Below are 13,390 nucleotides of genomic sequence, written 5' to 3'. Positions count from 1 at the left end.
CCGATCTATCAACGTGACTTCAAGGTCACGCCGTGAACGGCCGCTCCATAAGTACGATCATGGTGTTGCGCACGAGTGTTGCTCCAAATGGATGATTGGGGAATGCCATGCTCGCCGAGGGGCGTCAAGGCGCGGTTTGACGCAAGAAACGACCCGTTGCTCCCATGCAACGGCGTTCTGGGAGCGAAACTTAGCCCAAGGTTTCCAGCAGGAGGGCAAGAGCGTGCTCGGCGAACCGCCGCATGTTGGTCTCGCGGTCGTCCAGGCCCGTCTCGACGGTAAGACTGACCTCCTTGTCCGGCCCGACCACGGCGGTGCAGCTGTGGCCGGCGGCGTCGCCGTAGCGGTTGCCGTCCGGCCCGGCCGCGCCGGTTTCCGACAGGCCCCACGTCGCCTTCAGGTTCTTGCCGGCCACCCGGGCCAGCAGCACGGCGTAGGGCTCGCTGGCCGATCGCAGGCCGTCCATGGCCTTCTGCGGGATGTCCAGCAGGGTCAGGCGGGCGCGGGCCGTGTAGACCACCGCGCCGCCGACATAGAACTTCGACGCCCCCGGCACGGCCAGCAGGGCCGCCGAGATCAGCCCGCCGGTCGAGGATTCGGCCACGGCGACGGTTTCCCCCCGTTCGGTCAGGCGGGCGGCGACGGCGGCGGCGAGGCGGGCGAGTTCGGTCATGGCGGGGTCTCGGCTAAACAAATGCTGCGCTCGTTCCGACGAAGGTCGGGATGAAGGGATTTATGAGAGATCGGGAACGACCCGTTCCCAATCCGGCGTCTGGTTTCTGAACCAGGTCATCTGCCGCTTGGCGTAGCGCCGCGTCTCCTGCCGCGCCGCGTCCAGCGCCGCGTCCAGCGTGGTCTCGCCCCGCAGATGGGCGGCCAGTTCGCGGTAGCCGACGGCCTTGAGCGCGGGGAGGGACGGGTCCAGACCCCGGGCCTCCATGGCGCGCACCTCGTTCAGCGCTCCGTGCTCGACCATCAGGCCCAGGCGGGCGTCGCAGCGGTCGTAGAGCTCGGCGCGCGGGGGATCGAGCACGACGCCGCGCCACGTCCCTGCAGCCAGGGCGGGCTTGGTGTCGGTCTGCCAGGCGGTCAGCGACTTGCCGGTGGCGACGGCCACGGCGTGGGCGCGGACCAGGCGCTGGCGGTCACCGATCTCGATGCGCTTCTCGGCCTGCGGGTCCAGCCGCGCCAGCACGTCGCGGAACTCCGGCTCGCCCTGGGCGGCGTAGAGCAGGGCCGAGACCTCGCGCTGGGTCTCGGACACCGGCGGCACGTCGGCCAGGCCGTGGGTCAGGGCGCGGAAATACAGGCCCGTGCCCCCGACCACGATGGCGGGGCGGCCCCGCGCGGCGATGTCGGCCAGGGCCTGGGTCGCCGCCGTCAGCCAGCGTCCGACCGACCAGCCGTCGGCCGCGTCGGCCACCCCGAACAGGTGGTGCGGCGCCTGGGCCAGCTCGTCCTCCGACGGCCCGGCCGTCAGCACCCGCAGGCCCGCATAGATCTGCATGGAGTCGGCGTTGACGATCTCGCCGCCGCGCTCGCGCGCCAGCTTCAAGGCCAGGGCCGACTTGCCGCTGGCGGTGGGACCGGCGATCAGGACGATGTCCGCTTCAGCCAATTCTCGATCCAGCCCGTACTCAGTTTCGACCTCGCCAGGACAAACCACGAAACGCCAGGCGGGCGCCATCCTCGCGTCATGACGGAAGCTAGTGGTTGACGCGGGCGGCTTCCTCCAATAGCCGCCCCTCATGCTCGCGATCACCCTCGTCTCGCCCGATCCCGCCGCCCTGGCGGAGGCCGTTGCCGCCGTGCGCGCCGCGTTGGCGGTTTCGTCCGAAGCCGTGTTGGGGGAGGGAGCGCTGGACCTGCTGATCGACGGGCCGCCGGTGGAGACCCACCAGGCGGTCAAGGCCGCGGTCGACGAACTGCCGGTCGACTTCGCCGTCCAGCCGGTCGAGAACCGTCGCAAGCGGCTGCTGATCGCCGACATGGACTCCACGATTATCAACGTCGAGTGCCTGGACGAACTGGCCGACTTCGCCGGGGTCAAGGACAAGGTCTCGGCGATCACCGAGCGCGCCATGCGCGGCGAGCTGGCCTTCGAGGGCGCGCTGCGCGAGCGGGTCGGCATGTTGACGGGCCTGTCGGTCGACGCCCTGCAGGCCTGCTACGACGACCGCGTGAAGCTCAATCCGGGGGCGCGCACCCTGGTGCGGACCATGGCCGAGCACGGCGCCCGCTGCGCCCTGGTCTCGGGCGGCTTCACCTTCTTCACCTCGCGGGTGGCCCAGGCGGCCGGCTTCCACCTCAATCGCGCCAACACCCTGATCGAGGCCGACGGCCGGCTGACGGGCACGGTCGGCGAGCCGATCCTGGGCAAGGAGGCCAAGCTGGCCGCCCTGCGGGAGGAAACGGCGGCCCTGGGCCTGACCCCGGCCGACGCCCTGGCGGTGGGCGACGGCGCCAACGACCTGGCGATGATCGAGGTCGCGGGCCTGGGCGTGGCCTATCGCGCCAAGCCGATCGTCGCGGCTCAGGCCCACGCGAAGGTCGACCACGCCGATCTCACAGCCTTGCTCTACTTCCAGGGCTTCACCGCCGCCGAGTTCGTCTCGTGACCTTCCCGCGCGGCGTCCAGGCCGTGGTGTTCGACATGGACGGCCTGCTGCTGGACACCGAGACGGTCTACCAGGCGGCGATGATCGAGGCCGGCCAGGCGTTCGACATCGACTTCACCGCCGCGACCTACCGATCGATGGTCGGCAAGACCAATCCGGAATGCGCGGTGATGCTGCGCGAGCTCCATGGCGAAACCTTCCCGGTCGAAGACTATTTCGCCCGCGTCTGGAGCGACGTCGAGATCCTGCTGGAGGCCGAGGTGCGGCTGAAGACCGGGGTGATGGAGATCCTCGACTATCTGGACGCCCTGGGCCTGCCGCGGGCCATCGCCACCTCCAACAGCCGCCAGGCGGTGGACCGCTATCTGGGGCGCTTCGATCTGGTCAGGCGCTTCCACGCGGTGGTCGCCAACGGCGACGTCACGCGCCACAAGCCGCACCCGGATCCCTATCTGGAGGCCGCCCGCCGGCTGAACGTCCACCCGACCCTGTGCCTGGCCCTGGAGGACTCCCACCCCGGCGTCCGCGCGGCGCACGCGGCAGGGATGATGACGATCATGGTGCCGGACATCCTCGACCCGAACGAGGAGATGCACGACAAGTGCGTGCACGTCGCCGACAGCCTGCACGTGGTGCTGGGCCTGCTGAAGGCCGCGGCCTAGTTCACTTCAACCCTCTCCCACTGGGAGAGGGTTCGAGATTTGCCAATCCCCCAGGAACACCACCAGCTTGTCCAGCGCCATGGGCCTGGCGATGTGGTAGCCTTGGGCGAGGTCGCAGCCCATCATCTGCAGCATGGCCAGGGCCTGGCGGCTCTCGACGCCTTCGGCGGTGACCTTCAGGCCCAGGCTGTGGGCCAGATCGATGGTCGACTTGACCAGCAGGGCGTCCTTGGCGTCGTTCTCCAGGGACAACACGAAGGCCTTGTCGATCTTCAGCTCCTCGGCGTTGATCTGCTTCAGATAGGCCAGGGACGACAGGCCCGAGCCGTAGTCGTCGATCGACACGGGGATTCCGGCGGCGTTCAGCTTGGCCAGCACGCCCAGGGCGACGTCCGGATTGCCGATCACGGCGGTCTCGGTGATCTCGAAGCAGAAGCGGGCGCCGGCGGCGGCGATCTTCTCGATGGCGCGATCGGCGAATTCGGCGTCGTCGATCAGGCGACCGGAGATGTTGATCGAAATCGTCAGGTCATGGCCGACCTCGCGCAGCGCGCGCTGGTCGAGGATGGCGCGGTCGATCACGCAGTCGGTCAGGGCGCGGATGTGGCCGGTCTCCTCGGCCATGCCGACGAACAGGTCCGGCCGCAGCAGGCCGCGGGTCGGGTGGGCCCAGCGCACCAGGGCCTCCAGGCCGGTGATCGCGCCGCTGCGCAGATCCAGCTTGGGCTGATGATGCAGGAACAGGGCGCCGGTCGCGACGCCTTGCAGCATCTCGCTCATCAGCGACAGGTTGCCGGCCGGGTCGCCATAGGCCGCCGCATCGAAGATCGACACCTTGCGGCCGCAGGCGCGGGCCTGGTCCAGCGCGATCATCGCCTGTTCGATCAGGCGCGGCGCGTCGATAGTCCCGGCCTCGGCCGCGGCCAGGCCGTTGGTCATGTGGACGTCGACCAGCTCGCCGCCCAGGCGGACGGGCGCGGCCAGGTCGACGAGCGCCTTTTCAATGAGCGGCACGACCTCGTCGGTCAGCGCTGTCAGGCGGGAGATCACGCAGAGGGTCGAGGTCGTCAGGCGGCCGACCACGGCCTCCGGATCGATCACCTGGATCCGCGCGCCGATCTCCGCGACCAGCTGGGTGAACAGGGCGTAGCCGATCGCGCTGCGCAGGACGGTGAAGCGGTCCAGCCCCAGGGCCCCGACCACGACCTGCTCGCCCGGCGCCAGGCGGGCCATGCGCGCCTCGATCTCACGCTCCATGGCCAGATGGTTGGGCAGGCCGGTCTCGGCGTCGCGCAGGGCCAGCTCGGTGATCCGAACCTCGCGTTCGCGGATCTCGGCGGCCATCAGGTTGAAGCTGTCGGAGAGATGGCCGATCTCGTCGCTGGAGCGCACGTCCACGTGCACGGCCTCGCCGCGCCGCAGACGCCGGGCGGCGTCCTCCAGGGCGGCGATCGGCCTGGCGATGTCGCGCGACAGCGCCCAGCTGGCGGCCACGACCAGGGCCGCGCCGGCCAGGACGGCGATGAACACCGCCGCCATCAGCGGCTGATAGGGCGCCATGGCCAAGGCCATGGGATAGCGCAGGACCAGCGCCGCCGGCGTCTGGCCGTCCAGTGTTTTCAGTCGTTTGACCAGAACCAGGTTGTCGCCCGCGGCCGTGCGCAGGCGGGTCGGCGCGGAGACCGCCTTGCCCGCGGCCGTGGCCGTGGCGACCAAGGCGCCCAGCGCCTTGGCGTCGGCGGTCTTGTCGGTGGTCACCCAGGTCTCGCCGCGTCGGTCGAACACCTGGGCGTCCAGGCGGATGGCCGCCAGCTGTTCCAGGGCCGTCATTTCGCGATCGTCGAGCCGCGCCCCGAACACGATCCAGCCGGTCAGGTTGGGCGACATCACGGGCGCGGAAATCAGCTGGTAAGGCGCGCCGTCGACGACGAACACGCCTTGGGCCCCGTCCTCGTGATCCAGGGCGCTCCACAGCTTGCCGATGTCGATCTTGGCCGGGTCGACGCCGACCACGTCGCCGTCGATCCCGACCATGAAGGCCAGTTCCAGGCCCATGCGCTGGCGCAGGTTGGTCACCGCGGAGTCGACGGTCGGGGCGTCGCGGGTGGCCACGGCGGCGCGGAAGCCGAAGTCGCGCGACAGCAGGTCGGCCCCGTCGCGCAGCCGCTGGGTGCGCAGGGCCCACACGCTGTCGAACACCGTGCCGGTCGCGGCCAGCTCCCCGCGGACCTGCTGCTGGGCGTTGTTGGCGATGGTCAGGTAGACGCTCACGGCGACCAGGCTCAGGGCCAGGGCGAACAGACCCGCGTAGAGGACGGTCAGCTTGGTCTGGAGCCGTTTGAACATCGGATCAGTGCCCGCCCGGGCGAAGTTCGATCGTCGCGGTCTCGCGCGCCGCGCCGCGAACGGCGGTGAGGGCCAGGGTCTTCTCGTTCTTCGGCGCCCGCAGATAGGGGTGCCAGACCTTGGCGACGACCGGACCGTCCGGCAGGCCATGGATCACGGCCACGCCGCCGGCGTCGCTCTTGGCGGCATAGGCTGTGTCGACCACCTTGATGAAGCCGACCATCTGGTCGTGGATGTTGCAGCCGATCGCCGCCACGCCGACCGCCGACAACCTGACGGAGCGGCTCTCTTCGCGGCCGTACAGCTTCAGTTCGAACTTGTTGCCGTCGGAGAACGAATAGACGTGGTGGCGGACCTTATCGAGATTGGGGAACGACACCTCGGCTCCCGCCGGCACGATCAGCACGAACGGGGTGAACTGGATGTTCCGCTGGGCGACGCGATAGGGCCAGTCGAACTTGATCGGACCCCTGGTCGGCTGGCCGTTCGGATAGACGGTGACGACCGCGTCCGAAACCGGTTTGCCGTCAGGCCCACGCACCGAAACCGTCAGGTCCGCGGCGCGGGCGGATCCCGTCAGTATTGTCGCCACGAAGAGTATCGGCGCGATCTTCATGCGCCTGCTTAGCCTTGGCGCCGTGAAATCCCAGTTAACAGGCCCGGGGCGGCGTTTCAGGCCAAGACCTGCGACAATTTGACCTGTTCGAGGTTGCGCAAGGTCTTGCCCCGGGGCGTTTCAAGAAAAAGGCCGGCGGAGTGATCCGCCGGCCTTTTGGGTTTGTTTCGATCTCAGCCCGCCGGACCTTTCTCGAAGTACTTGAAGAATGCGCTGTCGGGCGAGAGCACTAGGGTGGTGTCGCCCTGGCCCAGCGCCTTTTCATAGGCCGACATCGACCGGTAGAAGGCCGCGAAGCCCGGGTCGCGGCCGAAGCTGGAGGCGAACAGCTGGGCGCGCTGGGCGTCGGCGTCGCCGCGGATCTTCTCGGCCTCCTCGTAGGCGGTGGCGACGATCTCGCGGCGCTTCTGCTCGCCGATGGCGCGCAGCTCGGCGGCTTCCTGCTTGCGGGCCGTCTGCATGCGCTCGAACACCGCCTGCTCGTTGGTCGGCGGCAGGTCGGCGCGCTTGATGCGCACGTCGATGACCTGGACGCCCAGGTTGGACGCGGCCACCTGGCGGGCGACGCGGTCGCGGATGGCGGCCATCACCTGGGCGCGCTTGCCGGCGATCACCTCTTCGGAGGTCGAGCGGCCGATCTCCTCGCGCAGGGCGGCGTTGACGATGCGGTCCAGGCGGTCTGTGGCGACGCTTTCCTGGCCCAGGGTGCGGTAGAACTGGCGCGGGTCGGTGATGCGGTAGCGGACGAAGGCGTCGACCACCAGGCGCTCCTGGTCGGCGGCCGTGACCTCTTCAGGCTGGGCGTTGATCATCTCGATGTTGCGCTTGTCGAACCGGATGACGGTGTCGAACGGGCTCTTCACGTGCAGGCCGGGCGTGCGCACGGTGCGCACCGGATCGCCCAGGCGGACGATCAGGGCCTGCTGCTTCTGGTCCACCTTGAACAGGGTGAAGTTGGCCAGGATCAGCAGGAACAGCGCGCCGATCCCGGTGGCGACGACGGACGGGTTGAGGCGGTTCATCGGACGGTCCCCTCGGCGGCGGCGGTGCTGGCGGCGACGGAGGTCCTCGGCCTGAACGTGTCGGGCGGCAGGATCACGGGGGCCGTGGCGCCCTTGTTGTCGATGATCACCTTGTTGGACCGCTCCAGCACGCGCTGCATGGTCTCGATATAGAGGCGCTCGCGGGTGACGGCCGGGGCCAGCTTGTACTGGGCGTAGACCTGGTTGAAGCGGTCGGCGTCGCCGGCCGCCTCGCGCACGACCTGCTCGCGATAGCCCAGCGCGGCCTGCCGGATCTGGGCGGCCTCGCCGCGGGCGTTGTTGGCGGCGGACTCGGCGTTCTGGGCGGCGCGCTGCACGTCGCGATAGGCCTCCAGCACCGGGGCCGGCGTGGTGGCGGCCTGGATGTTGACGCTCTGGATCGAGACGCCGACGTCGTAGCGGTCGAGGATGCGCTGCATCAGCACCTCGGTCTGGTCCTGCACCTGGCCGCGGCCGGTGGTCAGGATCGGGGTGAGGGCGGTGCGGCCGACCACTTCGCGCATGGCGCTCTCGGCGACGTCCTTGATCACGACATCGGGGTCGCGGACGTTGAAGGCGTATTTGGGCGCGTCCGAGACCTTCCACTGAACGGTGAAGCTGAGATCGACGATGTTCTCGTCGCCGGTCAGCATCAGGCGCTCGTCGGATATCGGCTGGCTGACCGAGCCGCCGATGTCGAGGGTCTGGATCGAGGTGAAGGGCACCAGCTCGGCGTGCTCGATCGGCCAGGGCAGGTGGTAGCGCAGGCCGGGCTGGGCGGTGCGGCTATAGGCGCCGAAGGTGGTGACGACCGCCTGCTCCTTGGGCTGGACCACATAGCAGCCCGAGACAGCCCACAGGGCGACCAGGCCCAGGGCCGAGACGGCGATCGCGCGTCCCCGGCCAGGGCCGCCGAAGGTCTGGCGCATCCGGTCGGACAGGCGCTCAAGCAGGGCGTTGACGTCGACCGGCGGAGGCGGGCCGCCGGACCCGCCGGGGCCGCCGCCGGGACGCGGCCCTTCGCCCCTGTTGCGATCCGGGTCCTTCTTGCCGTCGTTTGGCGGCGGGGATCCCCAAGGTCCGGGGCCGGCGTTGTCATTCCAGGGCATGGGCGGCTTGGTCTTCCGGTCACAGCGAATGGCGGGCCAAATGGCGGGGTTGTAAAACCATCCCCGCACGCGGATATGAAAGCCCCCGCAGAACAAGGCAAGACAATCCCGTGACCGCAGCTTCCCCCGCCACCCTCGACGACGCCCGCGCGGCGCTGGATCTGATCGTCGATCCGGTTTCCGGCCAGGGGTTGGTCGCGGCCGGCCTGGTCCAGGGTCTGGTGATGCGCGCCGGACGCGCCGGCTTCATGCTGGAGGTGCCGGCGTCCCAGGCGGCGACCTACGCCCCGGTGCGCGAGGCGGCCGAGAAGGTTCTGGCGGGCCTGCCGGGCGTCGAGGTCGCCCAGGTCGTGTTGACCGCTCAGGCGGCCGAGGGCGCGACCCGGGTGCGCAAGGGCGCCAAGGTCTCCGAAGACGGCCAGGCCAAGCTGGTCCCGCCGCCGGAGGCCGAAAAGCCCGCCCATGTGAAGCACGTGATCGCCGTGGCCTCGGGCAAGGGCGGGGTGGGCAAGTCCACCGTGGCCACCAACCTGGCCTGCGCCTTCGCCGCCCAGGGCCTGCGGGTGGGCCTGCTGGACGCCGACGTGTACGGCCCCTCGGCGCCGCGCATGATGGGCGTCGACGGCGAGCCCAGCTTCGAGGACGGCAAGCTGCAGCCGCTGGAGGCCCACGGGATCAAGCTGATGTCGATCGGCTTCCTGGTCGACGAGGGCAAGGCGATGATCTGGCGGGGCCCGATGGCCTCGTCGGCCGTGCGCCAGATGATCCACGACGTGGCCTGGGGCTCGGCGGCCGCGCCGCTGGACGTGCTGGTCGTCGACCTGCCGCCCGGCACCGGCGACATCCAGCTGACCCTGGTCCAGAAACTGCGGATCGACGGGGCGGTGCTGGTGACCACGCCGCAGGAGATCGCCCTGATCGACGCCCGCCGCGCCGCGGCGATGTTCGGCAAGACCGCCACCCCGATCCTGGGCCTGATCGAGAACATGGCCTTCTTCGCCGACCCGGCCGGCGGCGCCCCGATCCCGATCTTCGGAACCGGCGGCGGGGTGGAAGAGGCCAAGACCCTGGGCGTGCCGGTGCTCGCCCAGGTGCCGATCGAGATCGCCGTGCGCGAGGCCGGCGACGCGGGAACGCCGGTGGTGCTGCGCGCGCCGGACAGCGCGGCGGCCAAGGCGTTCGTCGGGGCGGCGAAGATGTTGTGGGATGGGGTGAAGGGGTAGGCGGAGGGGGGCGTCCCGCCGCGCGCCAGAAGAAAAAGGCCGCCCGGGTTTCCCCGGGCGGCCTCTTCTTCATCAGCTCACGTCGAACCTAGAAGCTCCAGCGCAGGCCCGTCGACAGGACCACGGCCGAGCCGCCGACGTCGCCTTGGAGGTTCAGCCGCGTCGCCGCCGGCGTGCCGGCATAGAACGTGTCGATGCGGTTGATCTTGCTGTCCTTGAAGCTGATGTACGACACGGCCGCGTCCCACTGGATGGCGTCGGTCGCCTGCCAGGTGCTGCCGAACGCATAGAGCGTCCGATCGCCGTCCGGCACGCGGGCGGTGCGGCCCACGTTCGGCGTCGGCGTCGGGTCGTACTGCACGCCGCCTCGCAGGGTCAGCTTCGGATTGACCTCGTAGTCGATGCCGAAGGCCGCGGTGGTGGTGTCCTCGTAGTTCTGTTCGCTGATGCTGCCGCCGCCCGGATAGGAGACGACGATCTGGTCGAACTCGCTCCAGCCGATGCGGGAAATCGAGGCGTTCAGCGTGGTCTTGTCGTCAACCTTCCAACGGGCGCCGAGGTTGGCCATCCACGGGGTGGTGATCTTGGCCACGCCGTCGGTGCTGATATTGCCGCCGGCCAGCGGGCCCAGCAGGCCCGAGACGACGACCTTGCCGTCCAGTTCGTGCTCAATCTTCGAACGATAGGACGCGCCGATCGTCAGGGCCGGGGTGGCGTGGAACTGGGCGCCGACGTTCCAGCCGTAGTCCCAGTTGCCTTCGCCCTTCAGCGAGGACGCGCCGTCGGGCAGGGCCGGCGACAGGTTCGGCAGGGCCGAGCTCAGTTCGGCGTCGGTGTACTGGGCCGAAACGCCCACGCCCAGGTCGAGCTTGTCGTTGACGCGATAGGCCACCGTGCCGTTGACGTCGACCGTCAGCAGGCTGGACTTCAGGGCGTCGTAACGCGTCCAGCTGTTGCCGTTGTAATCGGTGGTGAAGTTGTAGGGCGCGGCGACCGTCAGGCCGACGGCCAGCTTGTCGTTGATGCGGAAGGCGCCGGCCAGGTTGGGGACGATGCCGTTGTTGATCGGGCCGCCGGCGATGTGGTCGCCGCCCACCGAGGTGGTCAGGCCGCCCGGGATGACCGGACGGGTCAGGGTCGAGCCGTCGTCATCGACCTGGGAGTCGACCTGGACGAGGTGAACGCCGCCGTAGATCTCGTTCTTGTCGAGACCGGCGATCGAGGCGGGGTTCCACCACAGGCTGGCGGCGCCGCGGTCGGCGACTTCGCCCGAATAGGCGCGGCCGGCGCCGCGCACGGATTGTTCCTGCAGATAGAAAGCGGCGGCCGAGGCCTGCGAAGCGACGACCAGGGCGGCGAGCGCCACGCCGGCGGCGAGGGAGGTACGCGAGAGAGACATGAAAGACGACCTTCTGGGGAGGAAGCTCCGACGCCCTTGATGGCGCCGGTTGCCGTCGCTCTAACGCATTAAGTCAAAAAACGTTGCTTTTTATTCGTGTAACGGTGAATTTTATACATCAAGTCAAATAATATGACCCAAAATCGCCGGTCTATATTTCGACGTTACGTCAGAAGTGCTTGAGGTTGCCTAAATTTGGCGCGAACGAGCTGACGTAAGGGAAATCTACGCCGAGCTCGTTCGCGCCGTGGTTCAGTAACGTCCGGCGAAGACCTAGCCGCCCGCGAGCTTGCGGAAGAACTTCGCGCCCTGTTCGCCGCCGTTGAAATAGGCCTTCTGGTCGGGCTCGGCGGTGATCTTGTCCCAGTTGTCACGCACTTCCTCGGCCGACAGCCCGCCTTCGCCCAGATAGACGCCCTCGGTCTCGAAGATCCGCGACAGGGCGAAGGCGCCCGCGCCGGCGGTCAGGATCGCGCCGGTCGGGGCGTCTTCCGACACCAGATAGACCACGCCCGGGGTGACATATTCCGGCTTCAGCTTCTCCAGCACCTCCGGCGGCATCAGGCCTTCGGTCATGCGGGTGGCGGCCACCGGGCTGATGGCGTTGATCTTGACGTTGTTCTTGGCGCCTTCCAGCTTCAGCGTGTTCATCAGACCCAGCACCGCCATCTTGGCCGCGCCGTAGTTGGACTGGCCGAAGTTGCCGTACATGCCCGAGGACGAGGTGGTCACGACGATGCGGCCGTAGTTCTGGGCCTTCATGATGTCCCAGACGGCCTTGATCGGCTTGAAGGTGCCGAACACGTGGACCTGGATCACGGCCTCGAAGTCGGCCAGCTCCATCTTGGTCAGGGTGCGGTCGCGCAGGATGCCCGCGTTGGCGATCAGGATGTCGATCCGGCCCCACTTGTCCATGGTCGTCTTGACCAGGTCGGCGACTCCGGCGTCGTCGGTCACCGAGGCGCCGTGGGCGATGGCCTGGCCGCCGGCCGCTTCGATCTCGGCCACGACCGCCTTGGCCGCCTCGGACGAGCCGCCCGAGCCGTCGACGCTGCCGCCCAGATCGTTAACCACCACCTTGGCCCCGCGCCGCGCCAGCTCCAGCGCATGCTGCCGGCCCAGACCGCCACCGGCCCCCGTGACGATCGCCACCTGACCGTCGAACCGGATATCGTCCGCCATGCTCTTCTCTCCCTCAAACGCGTGTTTGGTTTGGCGCGTTTGTGCGGCGCGGGAGAGGGGGCGTCAAGATGGAGCCTTTCCCCCTTTGGGGGAGGAGGCCGCGCAGCGACCGGAGAGGGCAAGCATCAGGTGCGGAGCGGGCGAACACTTGCCCCCTCCGCGCCCGCGGCGCTCCTCCCCCAGAGGGGGAAGAGGGCGCCTTACGCCTTCTTCTTGTCGCCCCCGGCCACCGGCGGCTTGGGCTGGTCGCGCTTCACGCCGGCCTTCTGGCCGGGCTTCATGAACTTCACCAGCACGCGCTGGCCGACCAGCATCGGGGCGCCGTCAGCGCTGACCACCACCTCGACGACCCGCTCGTCGCTGCGCTGGCTGGGATCGTCGGAGGCCAGCTTGCGCGCCCCGAACACCGCGGCGCGGCGCAGGACCTTGCCGATGTAGGTCTTGGTCGGGTCGCCTTCCGGCTGGATCTCGACCTCCTGGCCGATCGTGACGTTGGGGATGTCGGCCTCGACGATCTCGGCGCGGACGATGCGGGCGGTCTGGGGCTCCAGATCGAACATCGGGGTGACGTTCAGGGTCGAGGCGCCCGAGCCGGGATTGGCGTAGCGGCGGGCGATGCGGCCATTGGCCGGGGCGCGGATCACCGTCAGTTCCTGGTTGTAGCGGGCCTGGGCCAATTGGGCGGTCGCCACCTCGATCGCGGCCTGTTGCGCCTGGATGTTGGCGTTGGCCGAGGCGATCTGGTCCTGGGCGGCGTCGAGGCGCTGGCCGGCCACGAAGTTGGAGGCCGACAGGTTCTGCAGGCGCTTGTACTCGCGCTGGCCGGTGCGCAGCTGCACCTGGTGGACGGCCAGCTGGGCGCGGGCCGAGGCCAGGCTGGCCGAGGCGGTGGCGGCGGCCAGACGGGCGTCGTCGTCCTCCTGCTTGGCCAGCTCCTGGCCGGCGACCACGTCCTGGCCCTCCTGCACGAACACCTCGCGCACGATGCCCTGGCGGCGCGCGGCCACCTGGATGATGCCGCCCTCGACGTCGGCCTTGCCGTTGGCGATGGCGGCGTAGGGGCTGGGCTCCTCCTGGACGGCGGCGGCCTCGAGCTTCTTCTTCTTCTCGGCGGCCTGGCCCTTCATGAAGAAGAACCCCCCGCCGCCGAGCAGGACGAGGGCGATGACGATCCAGAAGGCGGGACGGCGCAGGAACGCGGGCATTTTGAGAG

General features: G+C 69.1%; 13 protein-coding genes. 3 read left to right on the top strand and 10 right to left on the bottom strand.

Annotated elements, in window-relative coordinates; translation table 11 throughout:
- Positions 1-25 precede the first annotated feature (25 nt).
- From ASD38_RS25175 to miaA, 3 genes are all read right to left on the bottom strand, one after another.
- Positions 26-73: a hypothetical protein gene (locus tag ASD38_RS25175; protein ID WP_369744215.1), complete on the bottom strand. Its 48-nt coding sequence runs from the start codon at positions 71-73 to the stop codon at positions 26-28.
- A 117-nt stretch (positions 74-190) separates the two neighbouring features.
- The gene (locus ASD38_RS20560; protein ID WP_056463001.1) at positions 191-673 is read right to left on the bottom strand and encodes a CinA family protein; all 483 of its coding nucleotides are present in this window, start codon (positions 671-673) and stop codon (positions 191-193) included.
- A gap of 60 nt (positions 674-733) precedes the next feature.
- Positions 734-1,618: a tRNA (adenosine(37)-N6)-dimethylallyltransferase MiaA gene (gene miaA / locus ASD38_RS20555; RefSeq protein ID WP_056462997.1), complete on the bottom strand. Its 885-nt coding sequence runs from the start codon at positions 1,616-1,618 to the stop codon at positions 734-736.
- 130 nt (positions 1,619-1,748) lie between these two features.
- Between miaA and serB the strand changes: the two genes are divergently transcribed.
- Together serB and ASD38_RS20545 are read left to right on the top strand one after the other, a co-directional pair.
- Positions 1,749-2,618, top strand: coding sequence for a phosphoserine phosphatase SerB (gene serB / locus ASD38_RS20550; protein ID WP_056445629.1), 870 nt, complete (start codon positions 1,749-1,751; stop codon positions 2,616-2,618).
- A complete protein-coding gene (locus ASD38_RS20545; RefSeq protein WP_056462994.1) occupies positions 2,615-3,280 on the top strand; it encodes an HAD family hydrolase in 666 nt (221 codons plus the stop codon). Before serB ends, ASD38_RS20545 begins: the two co-directional genes overlap by 4 nt.
- Before the next feature lie 6 nt (positions 3,281-3,286).
- Here the strand turns inward: ASD38_RS20545 and ASD38_RS20540 are convergent, their stop codons facing one another.
- The 4 genes from ASD38_RS20540 to hflK all read right to left on the bottom strand — a co-directional run bounded on the left by ASD38_RS20540 (position 3,287) and on the right by hflK (position 8,373).
- Positions 3,287-5,626, bottom strand: a complete 2,340-nt coding sequence (locus tag ASD38_RS20540; protein ID WP_056462991.1) for a putative bifunctional diguanylate cyclase/phosphodiesterase — start codon at positions 5,624-5,626, stop codon at positions 3,287-3,289.
- A 4-nt stretch (positions 5,627-5,630) separates the two neighbouring features.
- Entirely contained in the window at positions 5,631-6,242 is a 612-nt protein-coding gene (locus tag ASD38_RS24230) for a hypothetical protein (RefSeq protein WP_056462988.1), read from the bottom strand.
- A gap of 173 nt (positions 6,243-6,415) precedes the next feature.
- Entirely contained in the window at positions 6,416-7,264 is an 849-nt protein-coding gene (hflC, locus tag ASD38_RS20530; protein WP_056462985.1) for a protease modulator HflC, read from the bottom strand.
- Positions 7,261-8,373, bottom strand: coding sequence for an FtsH protease activity modulator HflK (gene hflK / locus ASD38_RS20525; RefSeq protein ID WP_056445617.1), 1,113 nt, complete (start codon positions 8,371-8,373; stop codon positions 7,261-7,263). Before hflK ends, hflC begins: the two co-directional genes overlap by 4 nt.
- Before the next feature lie 110 nt (positions 8,374-8,483).
- Between hflK and ASD38_RS20520 the strand changes: the two genes are divergently transcribed.
- Positions 8,484-9,596: an Mrp/NBP35 family ATP-binding protein gene (locus ASD38_RS20520; RefSeq protein WP_056462982.1), complete on the top strand. Its 1,113-nt coding sequence runs from the start codon at positions 8,484-8,486 to the stop codon at positions 9,594-9,596.
- A gap of 88 nt (positions 9,597-9,684) precedes the next feature.
- Here the strand turns inward: ASD38_RS20520 and ASD38_RS20515 are convergent, their stop codons facing one another.
- From ASD38_RS20515 to ASD38_RS20505, 3 genes are all read right to left on the bottom strand, one after another.
- A complete protein-coding gene (locus tag ASD38_RS20515) occupies positions 9,685-10,995 on the bottom strand; it encodes an outer membrane protein transport protein (protein WP_056445612.1) in 1,311 nt (436 codons plus the stop codon).
- A gap of 273 nt (positions 10,996-11,268) precedes the next feature.
- Positions 11,269-12,177 (bottom strand): SDR family NAD(P)-dependent oxidoreductase, encoded by a 909-nt coding sequence (locus tag ASD38_RS20510; RefSeq protein ID WP_056445610.1) that lies wholly within the window; start codon positions 12,175-12,177, stop codon positions 11,269-11,271.
- Positions 12,178-12,377: 200 nt separating this feature from the next.
- On the bottom strand, positions 12,378-13,382 hold the full coding sequence (locus ASD38_RS20505) for an HlyD family secretion protein (protein ID WP_056445608.1): 1,005 nt from the start codon (positions 13,380-13,382) through the stop codon (positions 12,378-12,380).
- Positions 13,383-13,390 lie beyond the last annotated feature (8 nt).

The organism is Caulobacter sp. Root487D2Y, assembly GCF_001427165.1.
In the GTDB taxonomy this organism is placed as follows: domain Bacteria; phylum Pseudomonadota; class Alphaproteobacteria; order Caulobacterales; family Caulobacteraceae; genus Caulobacter.
The sequence above is the reverse complement of the archived record's forward strand: the minus strand, read 5'-3'. Positions and strand labels throughout refer to the sequence as shown.

Excerpts from the sequence above, each read along its gene's own strand:
- ASD38_RS20560 (WP_056463001.1), bottom strand. The coding sequence starts at position 673 with ATGACCGAACTCGCCCGCCTCGCCGCCGCCGTCGCCGCCCGCCTGACC.
- serB (WP_056445629.1), top strand. The coding sequence starts at position 1,749 with ATGCTCGCGATCACCCTCGTCTCGCCCGATCCCGCCGCCCTGGCGGAG.
- ASD38_RS20540 (WP_056462991.1), bottom strand. The coding sequence starts at position 5,626 with ATGTTCAAACGGCTCCAGACCAAGCTGACCGTCCTCTACGCGGGTCTG.
- ASD38_RS24230 (WP_056462988.1), bottom strand. The coding sequence starts at position 6,242 with ATGAAGATCGCGCCGATACTCTTCGTGGCGACAATACTGACGGGATCC.
- hflC (WP_056462985.1), bottom strand. The coding sequence starts at position 7,264 with ATGAACCGCCTCAACCCGTCCGTCGTCGCCACCGGGATCGGCGCGCTG.
- hflK (WP_056445617.1), bottom strand. The coding sequence starts at position 8,373 with ATGCCCTGGAATGACAACGCCGGCCCCGGACCTTGGGGATCCCCGCCG.
- ASD38_RS20515 (WP_056445612.1), bottom strand. The coding sequence starts at position 10,995 with ATGTCTCTCTCGCGTACCTCCCTCGCCGCCGGCGTGGCGCTCGCCGCC.
- ASD38_RS20510 (WP_056445610.1), bottom strand. The coding sequence starts at position 12,177 with ATGGCGGACGATATCCGGTTCGACGGTCAGGTGGCGATCGTCACGGGG.
- ASD38_RS20505 (WP_056445608.1), bottom strand. The coding sequence starts at position 13,382 with ATGCCCGCGTTCCTGCGCCGTCCCGCCTTCTGGATCGTCATCGCCCTC.